The organism is Sphingomonas sp. ERG5, from assembly GCF_000803065.1.
Lineage (GTDB): Bacteria > Pseudomonadota > Alphaproteobacteria > Sphingomonadales > Sphingomonadaceae > Sphingomonas.
Genome location: NZ_JSXI01000048.1, coordinates 65,753 through 92,250 on the forward strand (window position 1 = coordinate 65,753; position 26,498 = coordinate 92,250).

Below are 26,498 nucleotides of genomic sequence, written 5' to 3' on the forward strand. Positions count from 1 at the left end.
CGCAATACCCGATATTCGATTTTTCGGTTGCAGAAAAGGACTGAGTTGATGAATCGATAGGATCGCGCGCTAAAAACATCCGGCACCCCTGCCCCGTTTCAGGGTTCGGCAATACCGGATACCGCCTGAACCGCACCCCGGCGCTGAGACAGATAGCGCCCGGTCAGCGTCTTCCCGTTTGCCGCAAGATCGGCCGGAACGCCTTCGAACTGCACCGTACCGCCCTCCTGCCCGGCGCCCGGTCCCAGATCGATGACCCAGTCCGCGCGGGCAATCACGTCGAGATTATGTTCGATGACGATGACCGTGGAGCCGGCGTCGACCAGCCGGTCGAACAGCCCGATCAGCGTGTCCACATCGTTCATGTGCAGGCCCGTCGTGGGTTCGTCGAGCACATAGATATTGCCCTTCTTGCCCAATTCGGCGGCGAGCTTCAGCCGCTGGCGCTCGCCGCCCGACAAAGTGGACAGCGGCTGACCCAAGGTGAGATAGCCAAGCCCCACATCGTCGAGCCCCTGCAGTATCCTGGCGATGGCCGGCTCGGTGAAGAAGTCGACCGCATCCGCCACGCTCATTTCATAGACCTGGCTGATCGATTTGCCGCGCAACCGATACTCCAGCACCTCGGGCAGGAAGCGCTTGCCGTCGCAAGTCTCGCAAGTCGTGACCATGGGATCGAGATGGGCAAGGTCGGTGAAGATCACGCCCAACCCGTTGCAGTCCGGGCACGCGCCCTTGGAATTGGCCGAGAACAGTGCCGCATCGACCGAATTGGCCTTGGCGAACGCCTTGCGTACCGTGTCGAGCAGACCGGTATAGGTCGCGGTGTTGGAGCGCCGCGAGCCGCGCGCCAGATTCTGATCGATGATGATGATGCCAGGATAAGCCTGGTGCAGGCAGCCAAGGACAAGCGATGACTTGCCCGAACCGGCCACGCCCGAAACCGCCGTGAGCACGCCCTTGGGGATGGCGACCGAGACATCCTTGAGATTGTTGAGCCGGGCATGCGCGATCCGGAGGTCATCGCTGCGCTTGCGCACCTTGTCCTTGATCGGCTGATATTTGTGAATGTGGTTGCCGGTCAGCGTGCCCGAGGTCAAAAGCCCGGCGAAATCGCCTTCATAAACCAGTTCCCCCCCCTTGCTGCCGGCGAAGGGGCCCATGTCCACGACATGGTCGGCGATGGCGATCATGTCGGGCTTGTGCTCGACGATCAGCACCGTGTTACCCTTGTCGCGCAGCTGCTGCATCAATCCGGCGAGCCGCCCGACATCATGCGGATGCAGGCCGACCGAAGGCTCATCGAAAACATAGGTCATGTCGGTCAGCGACGAGCCGAGATGGCGCACCATCTTCACACGCTGGCTCTCCCCGCCCGACAGGCTCGAACTTTCCCGGTCGAGGCTGAGATAGCCCAGCCCGATCGTGACGAGATTGTCGAGCCGGGCGGCCAGCGCCGTCAGCATCGGCCCCACCTGCGGCGCGTCGATGGTGCGGACCAGCACGGCCAGATCGCTCACCTGCATGGCCGACAGCTCGGCGATATTGTGTCCGGCAATACGGCTTTCCAGCGCCGCGGCATTGAGCCGCGCGCCATCGCAGGAAGGGCAGATCTTGCGCGTGAAGACCCGGTCATATTCCGCCCGCACATGCGGTTGCAGCGTTTCCGGGTCCTTCGACCCGAGCGAGCGCTTGAGCTTGGGGATGACGCCCTCATAGGTCAGATTGACCTTGTTGACCTTGACCTTGCGGCCGTCATCGAGATCGAACAGCAGCGCGCGCTCCTCGGCCGAATACTCCCGGATCGGCTTGTCGATGTCGAACAGGCCGGCGCGGAAATAGATTGACGACCACCAGCCATCGACTTCGAAGCCCTTGCAGAGCAGCGCGCCCTGGCTCAGCGATCGGGACTCATCGACCACCGCGGTCATGTCCATGGCCGCAACCTGGCCGATCCCCTCGCACGCGGCGCACATGCCGCGTGGGTCGTTATAGGAATAAAGACCCGGCGAAGGCAGGCGCGGCTCAGCCATGCGCGAATACAGTACGCGCAGCATTTGCGCGGTGTCGGTGACCGTCGCCACGGTGGACCGCGAATTGCCGCCCAGCCGCTGCTGGTCGACGATGATCGCGGCGGAGATGTTTTCGAGCAGGTCGGCGTCCGGCTGACCGTAATGCGGCATGAATTGCTGCACAAAGGCCGGATAGGTCTCGTTGATCAGCCGCTGGCTTTCCGCCGCGATGGTGCTGAACACCAGCGAGGATTTGCCCGAACCCGACACCCCGGTGAACACCGTGATCCGGCGCTTGGGAATATCGAGCGAGACGTTCTTGAGATTATTCTCCCGCGCGCCGCGGATCCTGATCGAGCCGTACATCGCTTCCCCAGTTCAAATGGCCGAACGGTCCGCCAATGATTGGCGGGCGAGGCATCGCAGATACCTCGCCTCACCTGATGGAGCCAGATTTGAGTTGTGCCGGCGGGCGTCAGTCTTCCCGCGCCACCACCTGCTCCAGCTTGGCGAAGAAATCCTGCCAGCCATATTTGGCACCCTGATAGGCCTGTTCCTGGTCCGACCGGAATCCCGCCTGTTCCATGCGCAAATGGGTCCCCGTGCCGGTCGGGGTGAGCGTCCAGGTGACGACGCTCTCGAGACCATAGGCATCCCAGGTATAGGACAATGTCCTGTTCGGTTCGATTTCGAGAACTTTGCAACCGACCGAGCCCCAGTCGGCGGTGAGTTTAAAGTCCTGCCCCACGACCGGCTTGAAATCATTCTTCATCAGCCATTCCTCGATCAGGTGCGGCTGCGTCAGCGCGCGCCAGATGCGTTCGGCCGGAAATGCCACGTCGCGTTCGACGATGACGGAGCGCGTTTCGGTTGCAGTATTGGTCATTGATCCATCCTTTTCAGCAAGTCTTCGAGGTCGTCGAACCGGCTTTGCCAAAAGCCGGCCATTTCACTTGTCCAGTCGAGCAATGGGGTCAGGGCGCCGAGTTGCGCGCTGTAATGCGCATGGCGCCCCTCCTGGCGGTCACGTACCAGTCCGGCCTGTTTCAGCACGCCGAGATGCTTCGAGACGACCGGTTGCGAGACGCCGGCATGAGCCGTCAGCGCGCCGACCGTCTTCTCCCCTTCACGGCACAGCCGTTCGAAGATCGCCCGCCGGGTCGGATCGGCGAGCGTACGGAAAAGTATCTCATGAGCATCAGGCATTTTGAGATCCATACCCCACTGGCTATGGATCAACGTATAGCCAGCGAGCTATGCGTTAGTCAAGTGGCCATGTGTCGCGCTCAGAAATCCTTCGAATATTTGATGCTGACGTTCGATCCACCGAAGGAGCCAGCCTGTGACAGGACGCTGAGGCTCTTGGTCAGCGCGACCTGAAGCTGAGTCGCGGTGAAGCCGCGGGCATCAGTGATGATCTCGATATATATATCGTCGGAGATATATTTCCCCGCCGCCAGCGCCGTTCCGCGCCCGGTCGCCTCATCGGCGCCGAGGATGCGCAGCCGGTCGATTCCGGCCGCCGAGCGCAGCTTGCCGAGCGGGTTGAGCCCGCCGCCCGACCCGCGCAGCGAGTTGAGCGCGGCGGCGAGCTGGATCGCCTCGGTCGCCGACAAATTGGTGACCGAGCTACCGAACAACAGCCGGCTGAGCACTTCATCCTGCGGCAGCGATGGCGTCGAGCTGAACGCGATATGCGGCGCCTGTCCGCTGCCCGTAATGTTGATCGAGACAGTGATGCCGTTGGTCGTCGTGCTCGCGGTGATCGCGATCTGCGGATCGGCCAGCGGACCACCGGCAAAGGTGATGGTGCCGCTGTCGATATCGAACCGCTTGCCGGCGAAGGAATAGGTGCCGCGTACGACCTTGGCTTGCCCGCTGACCGTAGGCGCCGCAGAGGTGCCGCCGATGCGCAGATCCATGCGCCATTCCGACTCCAGTCCCATGCCGGAGACGAACAGGCGATTGTCGCCGCGGACGCGCAGGTCGAGCTTGAACAGGCCGACGGGCGCCGTGGTCGGGCGATCGGTCGGTCGGCGCACGAGATCGCTCTTGCGCCGTATGCCGGTCAGTTCGGGCACCTCCGCCTGCCCCTGAACGATCACTTCATAGCGTGCCTCGGGGATGATCAGCGTGCCGCGGATCAGGCCGCCATCGGCCTTGCTGCTGGTCAGCGTGATATCGCCAGTGGCGGTCGCGCCAAGCGCGTCACTTTTTGCGAGACGCGCATTGTTGAGCTTGGCGCGGATATCGATCGGGAATCCTTCATCAGCGGCGAAGCCGATCGCCCCTTGTGCGGAAACCGTCCCGTCGCCGGCCGTCGCCTGAAGCTGCGTGATGTCGAGCCGGGTGCTGGTGAAACGCCCGGCAATCTTCATGTTGGTCAGGCGCGTGCCATAGGTCTCGTTCTCATAGGTCAGTTTGTCGGCGCGGATTACACCGGTGAGGCTGGGCGACTGGGCGCGGCCGGAGAAATCGGCCGCGACCGCGATCGGGCCGGTCAATTGCTGGTCGGGCTGGGCGGCGAGCGAGAAGAGCACGCCGGCCGGGCCGTTATAGCGAATGCCGCCGCCGAGCGGCGCTTCGAGCAGGCGACTGGTCCAGGAGCCACTGCCCGGCGGCAAGGGGGTGAGCGTGGCGACAACATGCCCGACGGTCGCCGGGCCGCGCTTGATCAGTGCGCGGAAATCGCCGCCTTCGGGCACCAGCTTCCCGGCGAGGACGATATCGACCGGCTCAGACACCGCGGCGAGGCTCGACCGGGTGAAGTTCCTGATCGTCGCGCGGACATCCGCTTGGGGGAAGGAAGACGAGGTCGGCTGAGTGAAGTCGAGGCTGCCCGTCGCCGATCCGCCGAGGCCGAGATCGGGGATCAGCGCATTGATCACCGACAGATCCAGCGCATCGAGCCGCGACTGGATCGCCAGCCCCTTGCCATAAGTGCCGGCGATACGCGCCGAGCCCTTGTCGAAATCGAGCCGCATCGGCAGCAGATGATAACTGCCCTTTTCGATCTGGATGCGGGCCGGCGTACCGGTCTTGAAGCCGATGCCGTTGGCGCGGCCCTGTGCCGCGACGAGCCACAGAGTCGGGCTGAGCCGCGAATTGACCGCAATGTTGAAGGGCACGCCGTTCGATCCGGTCGCGACCGCGCGCGCGGTGCCACTACCGTCGCGATAATCGATCTTCGCGCGGGCCGAGGACAGCACGGTCGGACCGTAGCGCAGATCGGCAAGCTGCACATCGGCCACGATCTGCGGCTGATCGTACAGCACCACATTGGCAGCGACGATCGCGCGGCCGATGGTGAAGTCGGTAGTGCCCGGAATCGTCGCGGCATAGGCGCGCGCAGCAATATCGGCGCGCTGATATTTGCCTGTCGCGCCGAGATTGGCGGCGCCGGTGATGCCCGAACCGGCGAACTGCACGCGCCCGGCAAAGGGGCCGGCCGCGGTCTGCTGCAGCTTGCCGGTGATGTTCATGCCAGCAAAGCGCGCGGTGCGGATATCGATGCCGAGCGACGTGCCCGGACGCACCATGACATCAGCGGAGAACGGCCCGTAATCGGTGCCGCCGGTGGCGATGACGGCATAGGACGTACCGTTGCCACGGATGCGCGCCTCGAGATCGACCAGGCCGATCCCGACTCCGGGTCGCGGCGCGCGGAGCAATATCACCGGCTGCGTGACGGTCCCTGACACGCGCGCGGTCAGCGGACCATATTGCGTCGAATAGCCATCGGCATTGACCAGGATGCCGCCCGCCGGATCATAGCGGCCCGACCCGCCGGTGATGCGGAATTGCGGCGCGTTGAGCCGCACGTTGCGGAAGGTGACGATGCCGTTCGGATCATAGCCGATATCGGTCCGCATCACCGCATTCCCGCCAAGGAAGCTGCGTGCGCCTTCGTTGAAGATCTGCGAGGTACGCGCGACGATCCGCCCGGTGATGCCGAAGCCGCCGCCCGGTGCGGTGACCAGTTTCGCATTGGTCATCAGGTCGATGATGCCGATGCTTTCAAGGCGGTAATCATTGACTCGCCCGTTGATCGCGCCGGTGTAGCGCCCGGTCGAGACGTTGGCGGCGATGATCGCCGTGGCGTCGATCTTGCGCGATCGGATGCGCAGATTGTCCGACAGGATGTTCGCGCCCGAAATCGCCAGGTCGCCATTGACCGCGACATTGTCGAGCAAGCCGCCGGCCGCCGCGTTGAGCCCGGTGATGCGCCGTGCGCGGGCATTGACCGGCACGAGGATATGCCTGGCATCGACCCGAGCCACGCCATCGGCGATGAGGCTTTCGACGCGCATCTCGCCAAAACCGATCGAGGCGGCGCGGACCGCATAGGCGACGGTCGGCGTGGCGAAGGCGCCATCGAGCGTCACGTCCGCCGCGACATCGCGGCCATTGAGATTGGGCAGGATCGCGCCGGGCGTCAGCAGCCGCGCACTGAGCTTGAACTTGCCGAACCGGTTTTGCGCCAGATCGATCAGCCCGGCGCCCTGCACCGCGATCGCATTCGACGCCAGCGCCAGCTTGGTATCGACACGGCGTTCGTTTAGCGCGGCGTCGATCGCGACCGTGACAATTGGCGCGGTCAGGCGCGCCATGGGGTTATCGGGGGTCGGTACCGGCTTCACCTTGGTGCCGGGCTGCGCCGCAGCCTGCGCCGGGGAGCCCGCGACATACAGCGCGGGCTGCGCCGTGCCGCGAATCTTGAATGTACCGTCATTTGCCGCAAGCGAGAGATTGGCGAACGGCTGCCCACCCAGCGTCCCGATTGCCTTGCCGGTCCATGCTTTCCAGCTGCCCGCGCCGCTGAGCGTGAAATCGAGCGGTGCGGTCAGGCCAGCCATGCTGGCGACAAGGCCGCCGGCCGGCGCCTGGACCTTCGCATCGAGATCGAGCTTGTTCTGCGCCGGCACCGCGTCGAGCTTCAACGCAAGCCGGTCGCCGCCGGCAATCCCCTGCCCGGTCAGCGCCACCGCATTGGCTGTCACCTGTGCCCGCGCGTCGGCAATATGCGCGACGCCGTCGATGCTGACGATATGCGTTGCACCGCTGACCGCCTTGGCCAGCACCAGCCGATCGATCTTCAACCGGCCAATATCGATGTCGAGATCGGGCAGCAGCGGCGCATTGGGGTCGCCGGGCTTCAGTTCGGGGCTGCGTTGTACCGTCACCAGCCTGGTCGTTGCCGACCGCACATCGACATGATTGCCGGCAAAGGCAAAGGGCTGCCAGTCGACATCGATGCGTGGGCTGGTCAGGAATATGCCCTTGGGATCGCTGACCCGCACATCGGTCAGGATCATCGCGCCATAGATCGAGCCATCGATCCGGCCGACCTTGATATTGAGGCCCGACTCGGTGGTGTATCCGCCGAGGAAGTTGGCCACGAGCCGCCGCCCCGGGCTGGTGTTGAGACCGACTATGAGCAGCGCCAGCAGCAGGACCAGGCCGGCGACACCGATCGCAGTCCATTTGACGATCGACAGCCATAATGGGCGGCGTGCGACGGGTACGGCTTCAGCGGGCATGGTATCCTCGGCCATCAGAATGCCTGACCGATCGAGATATACAGCGCGACTTTGCCGTCGCCCGGTCGCGGGTTCAGCGGCGTGGCGACATCGACGCGCAGCGGCCCGAAATTGGTATAGAAACGCCCGCCGATGCCGGCGCCAAAGCGCAGGTCGGACCCCTTGGGCAACACGCTTTCATAGGCGTTGCCGCCGTCGATGAACGGCACGATGCCGAAATTGCCGAAGCGGTAGCGCGCCTCGAGCGAGAATTCGTTGAGGCTGCGCCCGCCGACCGGATCGCCATTGGGATCGAGCGGCCCGAGCCGTTGATAGCCATAGCCGCGCACCGAACCGCCGCCGCCGCCATAATAACGCCGCGATGGCGCGAGGTCGTCGCGCGCGATGCCCGGGATCGACCCGGCACGCAGCCGTCCAGCGAGCACGATGCTGTCGCTGACGTGCTGGTAGATGCTGCCTTCGATCAGCATCCGGGCATAGGGCCGGACACCGCCGCGCACCGATGTCTCCGGACTGAAGCTCAGCTTGAGGCGATAGCCTTTGGTCGGGTTGAGCAAATCGTTCGAGGTGTCGAACTGCGCCTGCCCCGGCAGCGCGAGGATGCCATAAGTCGCGCGGTGCTTTTCGCGACGCGAGAAATCATAGACGCTCTCATTGGTGCCGACCAGTTCGAAGCCATAGGCATAAGTGAATTTCTTCTGCCAGATCGGCGTCGAATCATAGCTGATCCGGCCCGACAGCGTGCCGGTAAAGGCGTTGAACGCGTCATAATTGGAGTGATTGGCCGATGCGGTGAGCGTCACGGTGCGGTCGCGCTTGCCGGCATTGGACCGGCGGAACGTGGCGCCAAGCCCCTGCTCCTGCGTACCGGCCACCACCGACAGGATCAGCGCACCTTCCGGCTTCCACATGTTGCGGTGAGTGAACGATCCTTCGAGGCGGAAGCCCTGGCCGGTCGAATAGCCCGCAGTGGCGCCGATCGAACGCGGCGGGCCGGCCGTCTGGCGGACGAGCAGATCGACCGCTTCGGTCCCGTCGGGGCCAGCCTTGCCGGTGCGCACCGGTTCGACCGACACGGTCGAGAACAGGCCCGTCGCGACCAGGGCATCGCGCAGATCGTCGACCTTGCGATTGTCGTACAGCTCACCGGCCTTGAAGCGCGCGAGCACGCCGACATGTTCGGCATCGAAGGCCAGCTTGCCCTCGGTCGAATAGCTGCCGAACGACGATCGCGGCCCGGCATCGACCGGCAGCGTATAGGCGCCGGTCCAGTTCGCATCGTCAAGCAGGATGTCGCGCTGACCCAGCGTGACGAACGGATAGCCCTGTTGCGGCAGCTTCAGGCTGAGATTGGCTTCCGCACCTTGCACCCGGTCGGCCTCGATCGGGTCACCGATGCGCAACGGCAATTCGCGGGTCAGCAAGTCCGGCGGCGTGACCGGCCCGGCTTCGATCGTGATCGATCCGAGTTTGTAGAGCTTGCCTGGCGTCGCGCTGATGATCGCCTTGACGTTGCCGCCGTTCGGGACGCTTTCGATCGTCGAGCTCGCGGTGCCGTCATAATAGCCGCGCGACTTCATCAGCCGTACGGCAAGCGCTTCATCCTCGCGCGCCCGCGCGGAGATCATCGTCGCATTGGCAGCCTTGCCGCCGCCTTCCTTCAGCGCGGACAGCGCATTGAACTGGCTGGTCAGCTCAAGCGGGTCGAGCCCGTTGACCTGGGTATCGTAGCGGATGACCACGGTCTTGTCGTCATTGGTATCCGCGACGTCGATCGGCGGAGTCGAATCGAACGTGCCGAGCGCGGGCAGCGGCCGCGCCAGCTCGGTTTCTTCCAGCGGCGGCGGTGACAATGTCCCCGGACCAGTCGGCGGCGGTGTCGATGACGTCTCGGCAGGGAGCGTCCGGTCGGCAGGGAGGGTCGGGGCCGAAGGAATGGCGGGCATCGCTTCGAGCGGCGCGTTGATGTCGTCGCTGAGTTGCGGCAGCGCCTTGTCGAAATCGGGTTCGCTGACGATCGGCGCGTCCGCATCGGGATCCACCGGCGCGGCGACGACCGGCGGAGTCAGCGACTGATCCGACGCCGAAACGACCGGCGGCGTCTGTTGCTGCGCCGCCAGCGCAACCGGTAGAACAAGCCAGGTGCTGGAAAATGCCAGAAAGTTCAAACCGATTTCCCCTTAGGGGAACCTTTCCGGCCAAACCCCCATCCCGTCTGCCAACGCCCGAGCATCAGTTTGGTTTCGCGTCAATTCAGCACTTGGTCGGGAACGCCCACCGCCCTTGCGGAAGCCGCACACTTAACCCGCTTTCACCCGGGCGCGATACGCATGGAGCAATGGCTCGGTATAGCCGCTGGGCTGACTCACACCGTCGAAAACCAGCGCGCGCGCCGCCTGATAGGCCAGGCTGGTCGCTTCATTACCCGACATCGGCCGATAGAGCCGGTCGTCCGCATTCTGCGCATCGACCTTTGCCGCCATGCGCGCGAACGCGGCGTCCACATCCGCTTCGGTCGCGACGCCGTGGAGCAGCCAATTGGCCATATGCTGCGAACTGATCCGCAGCGTCGCCCGGTCTTCCATCAAGCCGATATCATGGATGTCGGGCACTTTCGAACAGCCCACGCCCTGGTCGATCCAGCGCACGACATAACCGAGAATGCCTTGCGCATTATTGTCGAGTTCGGCGCGGATTTCCTCAGGCGTCCAGTTGCGCCCGCCCGCGACCGGCACGGTCAGCAGCGGCGCAAGGCCAGGAATCGCCTCACCGGCAATTTCCTTCTGCCGCGCGAAGACATCGACCTGATGATAGTGCATCGCATGCAGCGTGGCGGCGGTCGGGCTCGGCACCCAGGCGGTGTTCGCGCCTGAAAGTGGATGGCCGATCTTCTGCGCCATCATGTCGGCCATGCGGTCGGGCGCCGCCCACATGCCCTTGCCGATCTGTGCCTTGCCCGACAGGCCATGCGCCAGGCCGATGCGGACATTGCGGTCCTCATAGGCCTTGATCCAGTCGCTCGCCTTCATTTCGGCCTTGGGGATCATCGGCCCGGCGCGCATCGCGGTATGCATCTCGTCGCCGGTGCGGTCGAGAAAGCCGGTGTTGATGAACACGATGCGGTTTTTCACCGCTTCGATGCACGCGGCAAGATTGGCCGAGGTGCGGCGCTCCTCATCCATCACGCCGACCTTCAACGTGTGGCGTTCGATCGCCAGCAGATCCTCGACCGCGTCGAACAGCGCATTGGTCAGTGCCGCTTCTTCGGGGCCGTGCATCTTCGGCTTGACGATATAGACCGAGCCCGCGCGGCTGTTGCGATATTTGCCCAGCCCGCGCAGGTCGTACAGCGCGATCGTGCTGGTCATGATCGCATCCAGAATGCCCTCGGGCGCTTCGCTGCCATTGGCGAGCCGGATCGCGGGCGTGGTCATCAGATGACCGACATTGCGCACGAACAACAGGCTGCGGCCGGGCAATGTCAGCGTGCCGCCATCGGGCGCGGTATAGCTGCGGTCGTCCTCCAGCTTGCGCGTGATGGTGCGGTCGCCCTTGGTGAAGCTTTCCTCCAGGTCGCCACGCATCAGGCCGAGCCAGTTGCTATAGGCCAGCACCTTGTCATCGGCATCGACCGCCGCGACCGAATCCTCAAGATCGACGATCGAGGTCAGCGCGGATTCGAGGATCACATCGGCGATGCCCGCCGGATCTTCGCTGCCGATCGAATGGCTGCGATCGATGACGATTTCGATGTGCAGGCCGTTATGACGCAGCAGCAGCGCCGTCGGGCTGCCGGGATCGCCGCGATAACCGGCAAAGGCCGATGGGTCGCGCAGCGCAGGCGCCTGCCCCGTCAACAGGCCCCGCGCCATCAACACACCATTCGCGACGCTGAGCGAGGCGACCTCATCCCATTTGCCGCTCGCCAGCGGCACCGCTTCATCGAGAAAGGCCTTCGCGCGCTCGATCACCTGGGCACCGCGATCCGAGTCATAGCCGCCGGCGCGCGCGCTTCCAGGCAATGCGTCGGTACCGTAGAAAGCGTCGTACAGGCTGCCCCAGCGCGCATTGGCGGCATTCAGGACGAAGCGGGCATTGAGAATCGGCACCACCAATTGCGGCCCGGCCATGGTCGCGACTTCGGCATCGACATGAGTCGTGCCGATGGTGAATGGCGCGGGTTCGGGCACGAGATAGCCGATTTCACGCAGATAGGCCTCGTCGACCGGTTCTCCGGCGACATAGCGGGCATCGATCAGCGCCTGGAGCGACACGCGTTTGGCCAGCAGCGCAATATTCTCGGGCGTGAAGCGCGCGAAGATATCCGCCACGCCGCGCCACCAGTCGCTGGCGTGGATCTGCAACCCGAGCAACAGCCTCCCCTCAACGAACCGCACCAGTGGTTCGGCAACCGACAGACCGGCACGATCGAGCATCTTGGGCATGAGGCCTCCTTGGAGATTGCAACTGCCTGGGGAGGGCACGACCACTGCCGCTTAGGCCAGCCAAGGGCCGGGCATCAACCCCGTTCGGGACGGATTATGCCGGATCGATCTTTTCGGCCGAGGCCTCGACCCGATCGAGCAGCGTGCGGAACGTCTTGATCTCCGCCGCGGAGAAGCCGGCAAAGACCTGCTTCTCCAGCGCCAATGCCTTGGGCGTGACACTGTCGTACAAGGCCTTGCCCGCGATCGTCAGCGATAAGAGATGCGATCGCTGATCGTCGGGATTGGGCCGCCGCTGCACCAGGCCGCGATCGTACAAGGCGATCGCGGCGCGGCTCACCGTCACCTTGTCCATCCGCGTGGCGGAGCCGAGCGCCTGCTGCGTCATCCCCTCGCCTTCCGCGATGACGGCGATCAACCGCCATTCCGGGATCTTGAGCCCGAAAAGCGACTGATAGGCGGTGGCGATCGCCGACGACACGCGGTTCGAGGCGATCGACAGGCGATACGGGAGGAAATCGTCCAGATTGAGCGTCGGCATCCGCGCTTCCTAACCCAAGCTGTCCCGTTCGTCATGCCGGGCCGTCCCGGTATCCGCAAAGCCCTCGTTTTGACGCGCGCGGGGCACGGTGGACCCCGGAACAAGTCCAGGGCGTCACCATTGATATGGACGGCCCGATCAAACCCCGATATAGTATCATCTGTAACCACATTTCCCCTCACGGAGATACCGTCATGACTGCGACCGAGAACCCAATGGGCCTGAACGGCTTCGAGTTCGTCGAATTCACCAGCCCGAATCCGGAAGCGCTGGCCGACCTGTTCGTGAAGATGGGCTTCACTCATGTCGGCACGCACAAATCGAAGAATGTCCGCCGCTACGCGCAAGGCGACGTCAACTTCCTGCTCAACATGGACGAGGCCGGCCAGGTCGCCGGTTTCCGCAATGCGCACGGCCCCTCGGCCAATGCGATGGCGTTCCGCGTCGCCGACAGCGACCAGGCGCTGAAGCTGGCGATCGAGCGCGGCGCGAGCCCGGTCAAGGGTGAGCACGGCCCGGGCGAACTCGACATTCCGGCGATCGAAGGCATTGGCGGCGCGAACCTGTATCTGGTCGACCGGCACGGCGGCGAGACGATCTACGACACCGATTTCACGCCTGTCCCCGGCGCGGGCGTCGATGACCATGCGGTCGGCCTGCACACGCTCGACCATCTGACGCACAATCTGCAGCGTGGCCGGATGGATTATTGGGCCAATTATTACGAGACGATCTTCAATTTCCGCCAGATCCGCTATTTCGACATCGAAGGCCAGGCGACCGGCCTGTTCTCCAAAGCGATGACTGCGCCCGACGACAAGATCCGTATCCCGCTCAACGAAAGCCAGGACGAGCATTCGCAGATCGAGGAATTCATCAAGGACTATAAGGGCGAAGGCATTCAGCATCTCGCGCTGGCGACCGATGATATCTTCGGCACGGTCGACAAGCTGCGCGCCAACGGCATCAAGTTCCAGACCACGCCGCAGACCTATTTCGACCTGATCGACAAGCGCTTGCCCGGCCATAACCATGACGTCGAGGAAATGCGCAAGCGCGACATATTGATCGATGGTGCGCCGGAAACCGGCGGTGGATTGCTGCTGCAGATCTTCACCGAAAATATGGTCGGTCCGATCTTCTTCGAAATCATCCAGCGCAAGGGCAATGACGGCTTTGGCGAGGGCAATTTCAAGGCATTGTTCGAGTCGATCGAGCTCGATCAAATTCGTCGCGGCGTGGTGCCCGGCAAAGTAGACGCTTAAAACCCATCTCCCCCTGTGGGAGATGATGGCCCGAAGGGCCGGATGAGGGGGAGCGATGTGCGGAGCATCAGCGGCAATCCCCCTCACCCTCCCTCTCCCACAGGGGGAGAGGGTAAGAAGGAACGGCGATGACTGACTATCAAACCGGCTTCGGCAACCACTTCGCCACCGAAGCCTTGCCCGGCGCCCTCCCCATTGGCCGCAACTCACCGCAAAAACCTGCTTTCGGCCTGTACGCCGAGCAGCTCAGCGGCACGGCCTTTACCGCACCGCGCCACGAGAATCGCCGCTCCTGGCTTTATCGCCTGCGCCCGTCCGCCGCGCATCCTGCCTTTACGCGCTACACGGGCGCCAAACGCTTCGCGCCCGGCGTGAGCAAGGACCCGCTCGCGCCCAACCGGCTGCGCTGGGGACCGAGCGAGGTCGCCGATGCGGACTGGCTCGACAGCCTGACAACGATGATCGTCGCGGGCGAAGGTCCGGCGGCCCAGGCCGGTGTCGCGATGCATCTCTATGGCGCGTCGCGGGATATGGTCGACCGCGCCTTTGTCTCGGGCGACGGCGAATTGCTTATCCTGCCCGAACAGGGCGCGCTGACGCTGTTGACCGAAATGGGCCGCATTGATGTGAAGCCCGGCCAGGTCGCGTTGATCCCACGCGGCGTTCGCTTCCGCGTGACGCTGCCCGACGGCACGGCACGTGGTTATGTCGCGGAAAATCACGGACAACCTTTCCGCTTGCCCGATCTCGGCCCGATCGGGTCGAACGGCCTCGCCAATCCGCGCGATTTCGAAACGCCGGTCGCCTGGTTCGAGGATCGCGAGGGTGATTTCGAACTGGTGCAGAAATTCCTCGGTACGCTCTGGGCGACCCAGCTTGGCCGCTCGCCGCTCGACGTGGTCGCGTGGCACGGCAATTATGCGCCGTGCCGCTATGACCTGGCCCATTTCAATACGATCGGCAGCGTCAGTTTCGACCATCCCGATCCTTCGATCTTCACCGTGCTGACGTCACCCAGCGATGTCGCCGGCACCGCCAATGCCGATTTCGTCATCTTCCCGCCGCGCTGGATGGTGGCGGAAAACACGTTCCGCCCACCCTGGTTCCATCGCAACGTGATGAGCGAAGCGATGGGCCTGATCCACGGCGCCTATGACGCGAAAGCCGATGGCTTCGTCCCCGGCGCACTGTCGCTGCACAATCAGATGAGTGGCCATGGCCCCGATGTCGCAAGCTGGAAGGGGGCAAGCGAAGCCGAACTCAAGCCGCACAAGATCGACGGCACCATGGCCTTCATGATCGAAAGCCGTTGGGTCTTCCGCCCAACCGATTTCGCGCTGAAGACCAGTACGCTCGACGAGGATTATGATCAGGTGTGGACTGGCTTTCCCAAGGCACAGTTGCCCGCCCGGTAGGAACGCTGGATCAGGACCCGGCCCTCCATGCGCTTGGATGAAAGCGTTTTGAGTCGCGTCGCGCCGGGTTGATTCACCACCTGCCCGGAAGGAAGTGATTCCGTCAGCGCATCGTCATCCTGGCGCAAATGCCGATATCCTTCCCCGACACCATCTCCATATCGCGTTTCAAATTCCCCATTTACTTCGTACACGAAACATCTATTTCGCATACGAATGATTTGGCGAGCGCGAGCACGGACATCATGAGCAACGTCGCAAACAACAGGCGTGGGAGATTCATCTACCTCCTCAATGTCGCGCAACGCCGGGTTCAGGCTGCGGTTCAGGACGAGGGCGACGGGGCCACCGCGGCACGTGCCGGGCTGTTGATGGCATTGTCGCCCGACATGGGCACGCCAATGGCGCAGCTTGGACCGATCCTCGACCTTGGAGCGCCGGCACTTTCGGGCCTGATCGACCGGACTTCCCGCGCGGGCCTGATCGAGCGCTGTCCCGATCCGGCGGACGGGCGGGCATGGATCATCCTGCTGACGGCTGAAGGAGCCGCCGCACGGGCGGAGGCAATTCGCGGCGCACATGCGCTGAATGAGCGGCTTTGTAATGGCTTTGACGATGCGGAACTCGCGATCGTCGCTCGCTGGCTGGAAGCCGTGCGAGACAAATTCCCCAAGGAGAACGGCAAGTGACCGACCATATCCAGATCGAGAAATCCAACGGCGTGCTGACACTGGTGATGAACCGCCCGGACAAGAAGAATGCGCTGACCGACGCGATGTACAAGTCGCTCGCCGATGCGATCGAAAACGCGAATGATGATAGCGACGTTCGGGCGATTCTGCTTCGGAGCGAAGGCGATCTATTTACATCGGGCAATGATATCGGCGAGTTCGCCGCGGTTGCCGCCGGCGGCGGGGGCCTGCACAATGTGGCGCGCTTCATCCGGGCGATCGCGACAGCCGCCAAACCCCTGATCGCCGCCGTGCAAGGGCGCGCCGTCGGCATCGGGACGACGATGCTCCTGCATTGCGACCATGTCGTGCTGGCGGAAGATGCGCAACTGACGACACCGTTCGTAAGCCTGGCCCTGGTGCCCGAAGCGGCGTCGAGCCTGTTGCTGCCGCAGCGCATCGGCCATGTCCGGGCGTTCTCGATGTTCGCGCTTGGCGAGGCTGTCGGCGCTCATGACGCGGTCGCCTGGGGCCTTGCCAACAAGGTCGTGCCGAACGAAGAGTTGCAGGAAACCGCCCGGAATTTCGCCGAACGATTGGCCAGGCAACCGCTTGGCGCGCTGGTCGCGACCAAGAAGCTGATGCGCGCGACCGGCCCGATTACCGCGCATATGGACACGGAGAGCAAGCTGTTCGGCGAACGCCTCTCGACTGGTGAAGCGCGAGAAGCATTCACCGCCTTTGCCGAACGCCGCGCGCCCGACTTTTCCGGGTTCGCCTGAGCGTCCAATCACGCCGACCTGATCGACCCGGCAAATAATTTTTCACGCCCTGTCGAATCCACTCCCCCTCGCCCGTCTCCGCTATACGATCGCACTCACGCGATCGGGGAGATGAACGATGCAATATATGCTGCTGATTTATGAGGACGAGAGCGGGTATGGCGACCAAGCCGACACGCCCGAGATGATGGCGATTATCGACAAGCATATGGCGCTGGTCGGCGAACTCGGCGACCGGCAGATCGATGGCGCGGGATTGCAGCCAGTGATCACCGCGACGACGGTGCGTACAAGCGGCGGCAAGCAAATGGTCCATGACGGCCCCTTTGCCGAAACCAAGGAACAGCTGGGCGGCTATTATGTGATCGAAGCGCCCGATCTCGATGCCGCCCTGGCGATCGCGAAGAAGGTGCCGCTGCGTGCCGACGGTGCGATCGAAGTCCGGCCGCTGATCGTCCATTGACCGATATGCTGGACCGGGCCGCGCGCGCGCATAAGGGGCGGATCGTCGCCGCGCTCGCGGCCCGGTTCCGCGACCTCGACATGGCGGAGGAAGCTTTCGCCGAAGCCTGCGCGCGCGCCGTAACGGCATGGGCGGCGCAGCAACCGCGCGACCCGGCGGCGTGGCTCTACCGCGTCGCCGATCGCGTGGCGCTCGATATGCTCCGGCGTAGTGCGATCCGCGCTGGGGCTGCCCTGCCCCCACCCGAGCCCGAACCGACCGCGGAGGAACTGCTGATGGCCGATGCCACCCTGATTCCCGACGAACGGCTCAGGCTGATCTTCGTCTGTTGCCACCCGGCGATCCAGCCCGAGGCACGCGCCGCCCTGACGCTCAAGCTCGTATGTGGCCTGTCGACGCAGGAAATCGCCCGCGCCTTTCTCACCAGCGAAACCACGCTTGCGCAGCGCCTGGTGCGCGCGAAACGCAAGATCGCGGACACCGGAATCAGCTTCGAAGTGCCCGGCCCCGACGCATGGCCCGAGCGCCTCGACGCGGTGCTGAGCACGATCGAAATTGCCTATGCCAAGGCACATGAAGATGGCGGCGGCCATGGGCAGCACGCGGGCTATGCTGCGGAAATGCTGCAGGTGACGGCAACGCTGGTGACACTGCTTCCCCACGACCCGGACTTGCTCGCGCTGGCCGCGACGGTCCGCTTCGCTGAGGCCCGCCGTCCGGCCCGAGTGGATGCGGACGGCATGATGGTGCCGCTCGATCGTCAGGATCCGGCACGCTGGGATGCGCGGCTGATCGCCGAAGCGCGCCCGCTGCTCGCCGCCGCGCTGATGCGCGACGCGCGCAGTCCACGGGCGTTGACGGCGATGATCCACGCGGAATGGTGTGCACGCCCATCGCTCGGCGATCCGCCACCCTGGCCCGCAATCCTCACGCTCTACGACGCCCTGCTCGCGGTCCGCGACGATCCGGTCACGCGCCTCAACCGCAGCGTCGCCCTGGCCGAGGTACGCGGTCCGGCCGTGGCGCTGGACGAAATCGATGCGCTCGCCTGCCCGGGCCTTGCCGATTTCCTGCCCTATCACGCCGTCCGCGCAGCATTACTGGCGCGGTTGGGGCTGCGCGATGCTGCGCGGGACGCCTATGACGTCGCGCTGCGCCTCGGCCCCAACATGGCGGAACGACGCTGGCTGGGGGCACAGCGCGACGAGCTTTGAGGCGCCCTCCCGACGGGAGCTGGGCCGAAAGACGAAAAGGGGCGACTTCTTGCGAAGCCGCCCCACCCCGTCGCTCGAAAGCGCGTTAGAATTTGAAGTTCGCGCCGACGCGGAAATAACGCCCGATGATGCCGGCCTGCGACCAGGTCGCGTTATAATTGACCGCGGCATAATTTGCCGGATTGAGCGGCGGCTTTGCATCCAGAACATTGATCGCGTTCATGTAGAAGGAGAATTTGTCATTGACCTTGACCTGACCGACCAGGTCGAGATCGAAAAAGCCCTTGGTATGGCAGAAGTTCGCACCGGCTCCATAAAGCGAATCCGTGCAGGTGATTGCGGTCGGTCCGTTCTGATCGACGGCGACGCTCTTGTAGCCGCTGGTGTAATAGCCCGTACCGGTGATGGTGAACGCGCCCAATTGCAGGCTGTTCTGCCAGTTGGCCCGCCAGCGCGGCGTGCCCGATCCGGAAGAGATCGCATAGGGCGCCTGCGTCCCGACATAATGATCATAGCCCGCCGTCGCCGAGGGCTTGAAGTCGAAGGTGAGAATCTCGGTCCCTTCGAGCCGGCTGGTGAAACGATTATTCTCGCCGAATTTGAAATCGGCCTGGACCGACACGTCGATACCCGATGTCTTCAGCGCCGAGGCATTGGCATAGGGCGAATTGACGATCAGCACTTTGCGGATCGCATTGGGGAATTGCGGATCCGGGTCGTCAAGTGTGACCGAATAGCCGGCCGGAAGCGGCTGGCCATCATAATAATTGGCGAGCGCCGCACCCGATTCCGGCCCGCCGGAAATCACATCGGTCTTCTTGATGTTGTAATAGTCCGCTGTGAAGCTCAGCCAGTGCGTCGGCTGAAAGATCGCCCCGCCAGTGAAGCTGCGCGATTTTTCCGGCTTCAAACTGGGGTTCGACGCATTGTTGTAGCCGATCGAATAGGCCTGCACATATCCATTGCCGCCTGAGCAGGTCGGGTTGCCATCGGGATCGGTTCCCGTGCTGACACCGCCATGGGCGATGATGACCGAACAGGGCGGCGTCGCCGTGGTGTAGCCGATCACCGCGCCCTTCTGCGATTCCGCGAAGCTCGGTGCACGGAAACCCTTCGAGAAAGTGCCGCGCAACGCAAGCGACTTGAACGGCGTCACCTTCACGCCGACCTTGGGCGAGAAGCGTCCGAACCCGTCGGAATAATGATCGTACCGGCCCGATGCGTTGATCTCGAGTTGATCGAGCAACGGTGCGTTGATTTCGAAGAATGCCGCCGAGACCGTCCGCTTGCCCGAGGCGGAGACCGCGTTCAGGCCGAGGAAATCCAGGCTCGCATTGGCATTGGGATTGTCGAGTGTCTCCCGGCGGATCGCGCCGCCGACGCCAATCTGGAGTGGTCCACCCGGCAGATTGAACAGGTCCTTGGTCACCACGGCCTGCGCCATGTACATTTCCGACTTCGCCTTGCTGATCACATCAGGCGCAATCGAATTGCGTACCGCCTGGCTATTCTGCGACGGGTCGATGAAGTTATAGGTCCCGTTGTTGATTGCATCGGCAAGGCCGGAGATGCTCAGATAGCCTTTGTTCACGCCGGTCAGGTCGCTGCGCGCATAGGTTGCGTCGAACGAATAGGACCAGCCCTGGCCGAATTTACCGGAGATGCCGGCGGCCAGGCGGTAGACATTGTTGTCCGACTTGAATGTCGCCGGAATGTCGCCAAAGGCATATTGAATCTGCGCTGCTTCACGCTGCCCGGTCACCGGGTCGATGATGTTGGCATAGGGATCCTGCGGATTGATCGATCCGTTCGCCAACAGGGCCGGCAAAACGATATTGGTCGAATTGATCGGGTTCCGTTGCCGGATCATGGTGGGCGCGGAATTGGTCGAGAACACCGTGCTGTGGTAATAGGATCCAGTCACATAGGCTTGTGAATCGGCGCCAACCTGGATCGTCGCATGGCCGGTAAAGCCATAGCGAGTCTGTTCCGGTGCGATCGTTCCATAGGGTGCCTGATTCTGCTCGCAATAGGCGCCGCCATTGCCGCCATTTTCCAGCGTCGTCGGGTCGTTGCGCGCGATCGTACCGACCGCGCAGCCGGCCGGGTTGAGCACCTGGCTGAGCGTGTTGGGCAGCGCCACGCCAGAATAGGGATTGCCCGGGATCAACTGCGTCGCCGGCCGCACCACCGCGCTGATCGTCCCGACACGGGCTCCGAATGCGCCAAATGCGCCGACATTGTTGTTGAGGCCACCAATCGAGGTCAGGTCGGTGGTGTTGTAGGGAAATTTCCGGTCGGCGACGCCGATCAGAGCGTCATGTTCATACTCGCCATTGAGATAGACGTTGAAGCCCTGCTCCGAAAGATCGCCATAGCCGGCGGTCAGCGTAAGGCGCTGTTCGCCGCCATCGCCGCGTTGCGAAATCCCCCCCTCGACGGTGCCCTCGATGCCCTTGATCTCCTTGCGCGTGATGATGTTGACCACGCCGCCGATCGCATCGGCGCCGTAAGTCGACGATGCGCCATCCTTCAACACTTCGATCCTGTCGATCGTGCTCCTGGGGATCGAGTTCAGATCGACAAAGGAGCGCTGGCCGTCATCGGCAGCAGGGTAGTTGGTCGTCCGAATCCCATCGATCAGCACGAGGGTCGAATTGACCGACAGGCCACGCAGCGACACCCCCGCCGAGCCGCTTCCGAACCCGCCGGCAAACGCGGTCGGGATCGATCCGCTATTGTCGGCCGAAATGGACCGCACCGCATCCGCGATGTTGGTAATGCCGGCGCGCTGCAAATTCTCCGTCGATAAAATGGTTACCGGTGACGGCGTTTCGGTATCGGGACGGCGGAACAGCGAACCGGTGACGACGATATCCTGACTCTGATCGCCCTGGTCGGCGCTTTGCATCTGGGGATCGACGGGAGCCGCCGTCGCCGGAGCAGCAGGCTGATCCTGCGCCATCGCCGGCGACACAAGGAGGAGCACAGCGGGCGCCGCTGTTGCGAGCAGATGAGCCTTGCGGATGAAGACGCTTTTGGAAGCCATGGACACGATCCTTGCGTTACTCGTCTCCCCCGCGGCGGCCGATATGCCTGCCCCCTGATGCTGTAAATGCTGATTTGTTGCTGAAATATTTCTTTCTGTTTCCTGTGTCTCAAAAGTCACAAGTCACTGTTTCAATTATGAAATTTTTTTCATGTTCGAACTCGATCCAACGTACGGCGACAACGCGTCGTGGCCGAAACGCCCGAGGCATAAGACAGGCCGAAAAATCCGCCATGTTGAACAGGGCGGCCGCCATCCCCCTGATCGAGGGGCGCGGTGATCAGAAGGGGCGACCGAACCCCAAGCGCGGGTACGGCTTGCCGCTCCGTCGCCGGTTCGAGTCGATATCCTCAAATGCGCTGAACAAGACGCGGTGAGAAAGAGACGCGCGCGACGGCGCAGGTCAGCCCTTCATCTGCCGCTTGACCGATGCCATCGTCGCCTTGCCATAAGGTGGCTTGAGTCCGGCGAGTTTGGCCACATCGAGCTTGGCCTGTTTGTAGACGCTCTTGGCGTGGCTGAAGGTCTTGAAGCCGTCGCGCCCATGATAGGCGCCCATGCCCGACGGCCCGATGCCGCCGAACGGCAATTCCTCCATCGAGATATGGAAGATCACATCGTCGAGCGTCACGCCGCCGGCGATGGTCCGGTCGAGCACGCGGCGGCGCTCGTCGCCATCGCTGCCGAAATAATAAAGTCCGAGTGGCCGGTCGCGGCGGTTCACCTGGTCGATTGCATCGTCGATCCCGTCATAGCGGCGGATCGGCAACACCGGGCCGAAAATCTCCTCCTGCATCACCGCCATGTCGTCGGTCACGCCGGTGATGATGTGCAGCGGCATTTTCCGCGCGTTGGAGGTGCCGAAATCCTCGCCCGCCGGATTGACCGCCTCAACCGTCGCGCCCTTCGCACGCGCATCGTCGAGCAGATTGCCGAGCCGCTGAAAATGCCGGTCGTTGATGATCGCGGTATAATCCGGGTTGGCGAGCAATGTCGGATACATCGCGGTCGCGGCCGCCTTCAGCCCGTCGACCACGGCGGCTTCCTGATCCGGGGACACGAGCATGTAATCGGGCGCGAGGCAGATCTGCCCGGCATTGAGCATCTTGCCCAGCGCGACCCGCTCGGTCGTCTGTTTCAGGTCCGCCGACTTGCCGACAATCACCGGCGACTTGCCGCCAAGTTCGAGCGTCACCGGCACCAGATTGTCGGCGGCGGCATGGAGGATATGCTTGCCGATCGCGGTCGCACCAGTGAAGATCAGATGGTCGAACGGCAATTCGGCGAACGCCTTGCCGACGTCCGGCCCGCCCGACACGAAGGCCAGTTCCTCGGCGGCAAAATACTGGCCAACCACGTCTTCGAACAAGGCGGCGACGCGTGGGGTGAATTCGCTCGTCTTGACCATCGCGCGGTTGCCCGCGGCGAGCACCCCCGCAAGCGGCGACATGATCAGGTTCACGGGAAAATTCCACGGCGCGATGATGCCGATCACGCCCTTGGGCTGATATTCGATCCAGGCCTTCGCGCCGAGCAGGCCAAGCGGGAATTGCACCGGGCGCCGTTCGGGCCGTGCCCATTTGTCGAGCGACTTGATCGAATGATTGATCGGCGCAATCGACGAGGCGATGTCGGTGAGCATCGATTGTTCGCGGCTGCGATGTCCGAAATCCTCGCTCAGCGCATCGCAGAAGCGCTCGGCATTGTCGCCGATCATCGCCGCGGCGCGCTTCAGCCGGTCCTTGCGTGTCGCGATCGACACGGGAAGTTCCGCCATGAATGCCGCGCGCTGACCAGCCAGGATCGCCTTCAAATCGGACATCATTCTCTCCCCGGGGATCCTGTCCCTCGACCCACCGCCATCGGCGCGGCTGACTATGTATCAGTCTTTAAACGCAACCGATCAAGCCCATCACGGGTAATATGATGCTGTCCTTCCCGGCGCGCTCGATCCGCAAGGTCGCTTCGGGCACTGTCGCGCCGTCCTTCAGGTCGCCGCGCGTCGTGATGGTCATGTCGAGCACCGCCTTCACGCCATCGCCTTCATATTCGGTGACATCGGAAAAACCGAAGCCGCCCGCGTCTTGTTGCCCCCCACCCTGCTGTCCAGTGCGCGGCACATCGATCTGTCGGCCCTCGATCGACAGGCGCACCGATGCGGGATCGGCGCTGGCCATCGCGACCAGCGTGCGGGTCTGACCGACGCTCCACAGATAGGCGGCACATCCGCTCGCCGGCAGATCCTGCCGCGCAATGCCGCCGATCGGCAGCCCGTCGATCGACGCGGGTGGCGGCGGCGGCGGCGCGGCCGGCTTGGCCTTGTCGGCGGCGAGCAGCATCAGGAGAGCGATCGCGATCATGGCCGATAGCCTAGCAGGAACAGCCAGGCCGGGTAAGCGGCGATCGCAAGCAGTGCACCGAACGGCATGCGGTCATCGAGCTTTCCGCCCCGCCCGACAAGCCTGGCGGTCAGCGCGATGGCGAGGCCAGTCATGCTGGCCAGCAACAGCACCGCTGGCAGCATTTGCCACCCCAGCCACAGGCCGATCGCACCAAGCAGCTTCGGATCGCCTCCGCCCAGCCCCTCACGGCCGCGCAAGCGCTTATAGGATGCGCCGATCAGCCATAGCGATCCGAAGCCGGCTACTCCGCCGATCAGCCGATCGATCAGCGATGGATCGACCCCAAGCAAAGCGGTGACCAGACCAGCGAGCGCCAGTGTGATCGTCAGCCGGTCGGGTAACCAGAATTCGGTGACATCGAGCGCCGCCAACGCCAGCAGCAGCCAGCCGAACACCGCGCCGGCCAAGGCGGCAGGCCCCGGCACCGCCAGTCCGGCGATCACACCGATAGCGAACGCGGTCAGCTCGATCTGCCAGTGGCGCGGATCGATCGGCGCGGCGCAGTGCCGGCACGTGCCGCGCGCGATTGCCGCGCTGATCAACGGAATCAGGTCGCGCGGGCCGAGCGCCGCATCGCAACTATCGCAATGCGATCGCCCCGCCATCACCGACCGGCCCTGCGGCCAGCGGATCACCAGCGTTGCGATGAAGCTGCCGAGCACGGCGCCGAGCACACCTAGCGCGAGCGGCCAAAGCCAAGACTCAGCCATTGGCCTTCTTGCGGATCAGAGAGCGATAGACGCCGAAAATGTTGATCGCGAACAAGGCGATGCTCGACGCGACGAACAGCACGAACGTCCACCCGATCACGCGGCGCCCGGAATCGAGCGACACCCTCAGCGCCGCAACGATGCCGCTGCCCGAAATCGACCATTTTAGCGCCGTGATGAGCGTGTCTTCCATGGCGTGGCGATAGGCTCTGCTACTCTCGCCGTCACCCTGAACTTGCCTGGCGTAGTTTCTTGGGAACACCGAAAAAAGAACAACTTCTTCCCCGGCGAAGGCTGGGGCCCCAGTCGTGGTGCCGGATGTAACAACCGGCAACGGCCATTTCTCCTGTTCCTCAACTGGACCCCGGCCTTCGCCGGGGAAGCGCCTCCGGTGCAGCATGACGGGGCTTGTCGCGACCAGCACACCCAAACATCCGCCGCGCATTTGTAAACCGCTCCGCCCACGCCTAGATCGCCTGCAACATCGCCAATATCCGGAGCATCATCCATGTCCGCCGATCCGATCGTCATCCTGTCCTATGCGCGCACCCCGATGGGCAGCTTCCAGGGCGCGCTTTCCGGCGCGACGGCGACTGAACTGGGCGCGGCGGCGGTCGGCGGCGCGGTCGAGCGCGCCGGCCTGTCGGGCGAGGCGATCGAGCGGATCTATATGGGCTGCGTGCTGCCGGCGGGGCTCGGCCAGGCGCCGGCGCGTCAGGCGGCGCTGAAAGCCGGCCTGCCCAATCATATCGAGGCGACGACAGTCAACAAGATGTGCGGCAGCGGCATGATGGCGACGATGCTTGCCGCCGATGCGCTGGCCGCCGGCTCCGCCGACCTGATCGTGGCGGGCGGGATGGAGAGCATGACCAACGCCCCCTATCTGTCGCTGCGCCACCGTGGCGGCGCGCGCATCGGCCATGACCGGCTGATGGACCATATGTATCTCGACGGCCTTGAGGATGCCTATGAGCCCGGCAAGCTGATGGGCAATTTCGCCGAGGAAACCGCGGCGGAATATCAGTTCACGCGCGCGCAGCAGGATGACTTTGCGATTGCCTCGCTCGAACGCGCGCAAAAGGCGCAGCGCTCGGGCGGCTTCGATCGCGAGATCGTTCCGGTCGAGGTCGCGGGCCGCAAGGGCAGCGTGACCGTCACGCTCGACGAGCAACCCGAAAAGGGCGATCCGTCGAAGATCCCCACCCTGCGTCCCGCTTTCTCGAAGGATGGCACGATCACCGCCGCCAATGCCTCGTCGATCTCCGACGGCGCGGCCGCGCTGGTGCTGACCCGCGCCAGCGTCGCGGAACGGCTCGGTCTTGACCCGATCGCCCGGATCGTCGCTCAGGCGGCGCACGCCCATGCCCCGTCGCAATTCACCACCGCACCGGTCTTCGCGATGCGCAAAGCGCTTGAGAAGGCCGGCTGGTCGGCCGATCAGGTCGATCTGTTCGAAGTGAACGAAGCGTTTGCGGTGGTGGCAATGATCGCGATGCGCGACCTCGGCCTGCCGCACGACAAGCTCAATATCAACGGCGGCGCCTGTGCACTCGGCCACCCGATCGGTGCGAGCGGCGCGCGCATTCTCGCGACCTTGTTGTCGGCACTGCAGAGCTCAGGCCAGACGCGCGGCATGGCGTCGCTGTGCATCGGCGGCGGCGAAGCGACCGCGCTCGCGGTGGAGTTGATGAACTAGGCTGGATCGGCCGGCCGCGTCGATGGCCTGGCCGAATGGCCGGTCAGGCCGAACGGCGCCAGATATGTTCGACCGTCTTTGCCAGAAGAGCGGGAAGAACCACTGCCACGGCGAACACGAGCCAGTGCGGCGCACCGATATGATCAGCTGCGGGCACGCTGATCACGATCGCGGCAAACCCGATCAGGCACCAGGCCAAGATCGCCAGCAATGCCTTTGCCTTGTTACTCATGGCACCATCCTACCGGATTCAACCGACTGCTACCGGCGCGGTATAGCATATCTCGCCGGCC

The 26,498-nt window shown here is 63.8% G+C and carries 20 protein-coding genes; 7 read left to right on the forward strand and 13 right to left on the reverse strand.

The genetic code is table 11. The features are described 5' to 3' along the window. Nucleotides 1-98: 98 nt before the first annotated feature. The 7 genes from OO12_RS16615 to OO12_RS16645 all read right to left on the reverse strand — a co-directional run bounded on the left by OO12_RS16615 (nt 99) and on the right by OO12_RS16645 (nt 12,538). Complete coding sequence (locus tag OO12_RS16615; RefSeq protein ID WP_034159830.1) at nt 99-2,378, reverse strand: ATP-binding cassette domain-containing protein; 2,280 nt, start codon at nt 2,376-2,378, stop codon at nt 99-101. 109 nt (nt 2,379-2,487) lie between these two features. Then, the gene (locus OO12_RS16620) at nt 2,488-2,898 is read right to left on the reverse strand and encodes an SRPBCC family protein (RefSeq protein ID WP_034159831.1); all 411 of its coding nucleotides are present in this window, start codon (nt 2,896-2,898) and stop codon (nt 2,488-2,490) included. After that, a complete protein-coding gene (locus tag OO12_RS16625) occupies nt 2,895-3,218 on the reverse strand; it encodes an ArsR/SmtB family transcription factor (protein WP_034159874.1) in 324 nt (107 codons plus the stop codon). Before OO12_RS16625 ends, OO12_RS16620 begins: the two co-directional genes overlap by 4 nt. Before the next feature lie 80 nt (nt 3,219-3,298). Further along, nucleotides 3,299-7,567 carry a translocation/assembly module TamB domain-containing protein gene (locus tag OO12_RS16630; protein WP_034159832.1) on the reverse strand — a complete coding sequence of 1,423 codons (4,269 nt, stop codon included), beginning with the start codon at nt 7,565-7,567 and terminating at the stop codon, nt 3,299-3,301. Further along, nucleotides 7,567-9,711, reverse strand: coding sequence for an autotransporter assembly complex protein TamA (locus OO12_RS16635; protein ID WP_034159875.1), 2,145 nt, complete (start codon nt 9,709-9,711; stop codon nt 7,567-7,569). Before OO12_RS16635 ends, OO12_RS16630 begins: the two co-directional genes overlap by 1 nt. A gap of 141 nt (nt 9,712-9,852) precedes the next feature. Beyond that, nucleotides 9,853-11,997 (reverse strand): malate synthase G, encoded by a 2,145-nt coding sequence (locus OO12_RS16640; protein ID WP_034159833.1) that lies wholly within the window; start codon nt 11,995-11,997, stop codon nt 9,853-9,855. A 94-nt stretch (nt 11,998-12,091) separates the two neighbouring features. Beyond that, complete coding sequence (locus tag OO12_RS16645; protein ID WP_052215972.1) at nt 12,092-12,538, reverse strand: MarR family winged helix-turn-helix transcriptional regulator; 447 nt, start codon at nt 12,536-12,538, stop codon at nt 12,092-12,094. Between the two features lie 194 nt (nt 12,539-12,732). On the opposite strand from OO12_RS16645, the gene hppD reads away from it, so the two are divergent. The 6 genes from hppD to OO12_RS16675 all read left to right on the forward strand — a co-directional run bounded on the left by hppD (nt 12,733) and on the right by OO12_RS16675 (nt 18,348). Beyond that, nucleotides 12,733-13,803 carry a 4-hydroxyphenylpyruvate dioxygenase gene (hppD, locus tag OO12_RS16650; RefSeq protein WP_034159834.1) on the forward strand — a complete coding sequence of 357 codons (1,071 nt, stop codon included), beginning with the start codon at nt 12,733-12,735 and terminating at the stop codon, nt 13,801-13,803. A gap of 128 nt (nt 13,804-13,931) precedes the next feature. Beyond that, the gene (gene hmgA / locus OO12_RS16655; protein ID WP_034159835.1) at nt 13,932-15,218 is read left to right on the forward strand and encodes a homogentisate 1,2-dioxygenase; all 1,287 of its coding nucleotides are present in this window, start codon (nt 13,932-13,934) and stop codon (nt 15,216-15,218) included. A 245-nt stretch (nt 15,219-15,463) separates the two neighbouring features. Further along, a complete protein-coding gene (locus OO12_RS16660; protein ID WP_034159877.1) occupies nt 15,464-15,907 on the forward strand; it encodes a MarR family winged helix-turn-helix transcriptional regulator in 444 nt (147 codons plus the stop codon). After that, nucleotides 15,904-16,671 carry an enoyl-CoA hydratase gene (locus OO12_RS16665; RefSeq protein ID WP_034159836.1) on the forward strand — a complete coding sequence of 256 codons (768 nt, stop codon included), beginning with the start codon at nt 15,904-15,906 and terminating at the stop codon, nt 16,669-16,671. The genes OO12_RS16660 and OO12_RS16665 overlap by 4 nt, the downstream gene beginning before the upstream one ends. A 118-nt stretch (nt 16,672-16,789) precedes the next feature. After that, nucleotides 16,790-17,134, forward strand: a complete 345-nt coding sequence (locus OO12_RS16670) for a YciI family protein (protein WP_034159837.1) — start codon at nt 16,790-16,792, stop codon at nt 17,132-17,134. 5 nt (nt 17,135-17,139) lie between these two features. After that, a complete protein-coding gene (locus tag OO12_RS16675; protein WP_034159878.1) occupies nt 17,140-18,348 on the forward strand; it encodes an RNA polymerase sigma factor in 1,209 nt (402 codons plus the stop codon). An 85-nt stretch (nt 18,349-18,433) separates the two neighbouring features. On the opposite strand, the gene OO12_RS16680 is transcribed toward OO12_RS16675, so the two are convergent. The 5 genes from OO12_RS16680 to OO12_RS29165 all read right to left on the reverse strand — a co-directional run bounded on the left by OO12_RS16680 (nt 18,434) and on the right by OO12_RS29165 (nt 24,933). Further along, nucleotides 18,434-21,397, reverse strand: a complete 2,964-nt coding sequence (locus tag OO12_RS16680) for a TonB-dependent receptor plug domain-containing protein (RefSeq protein WP_034159838.1) — start codon at nt 21,395-21,397, stop codon at nt 18,434-18,436. Between the two features lie 403 nt (nt 21,398-21,800). Next, nucleotides 21,801-23,219 (reverse strand): coniferyl aldehyde dehydrogenase, encoded by a 1,419-nt coding sequence (locus tag OO12_RS16685; RefSeq protein ID WP_034159879.1) that lies wholly within the window; start codon nt 23,217-23,219, stop codon nt 21,801-21,803. Nucleotides 23,220-23,286: 67 nt separating this feature from the next. Then, nucleotides 23,287-23,757, reverse strand: coding sequence for a hypothetical protein (locus OO12_RS16690; protein WP_034159839.1), 471 nt, complete (start codon nt 23,755-23,757; stop codon nt 23,287-23,289). Further along, nucleotides 23,754-24,509, reverse strand: a complete 756-nt coding sequence (locus OO12_RS16695; RefSeq protein ID WP_034159840.1) for a prepilin peptidase — start codon at nt 24,507-24,509, stop codon at nt 23,754-23,756. Before OO12_RS16695 ends, OO12_RS16690 begins: the two co-directional genes overlap by 4 nt. Further along, nucleotides 24,502-24,933, reverse strand: a complete 432-nt coding sequence (locus OO12_RS29165) for a hypothetical protein (protein ID WP_235364836.1) — start codon at nt 24,931-24,933, stop codon at nt 24,502-24,504. The genes OO12_RS16695 and OO12_RS29165 overlap by 8 nt, the downstream gene beginning before the upstream one ends. Before the next feature lie 84 nt (nt 24,934-25,017). Here OO12_RS29165 and OO12_RS16705 point away from each other — a divergent pair, with 84 nt between their 5' ends. Continuing rightward, nucleotides 25,018-26,205 carry an acetyl-CoA C-acyltransferase gene (locus OO12_RS16705; RefSeq protein ID WP_034159842.1) on the forward strand — a complete coding sequence of 396 codons (1,188 nt, stop codon included), beginning with the start codon at nt 25,018-25,020 and terminating at the stop codon, nt 26,203-26,205. A 43-nt stretch (nt 26,206-26,248) separates the two neighbouring features. On the opposite strand, the gene OO12_RS16710 is transcribed toward OO12_RS16705, so the two are convergent. Continuing rightward, entirely contained in the window at nt 26,249-26,437 is a 189-nt protein-coding gene (locus tag OO12_RS16710; protein ID WP_034159843.1) for a hypothetical protein, read from the reverse strand. Nucleotides 26,438-26,498 lie beyond the last annotated feature (61 nt).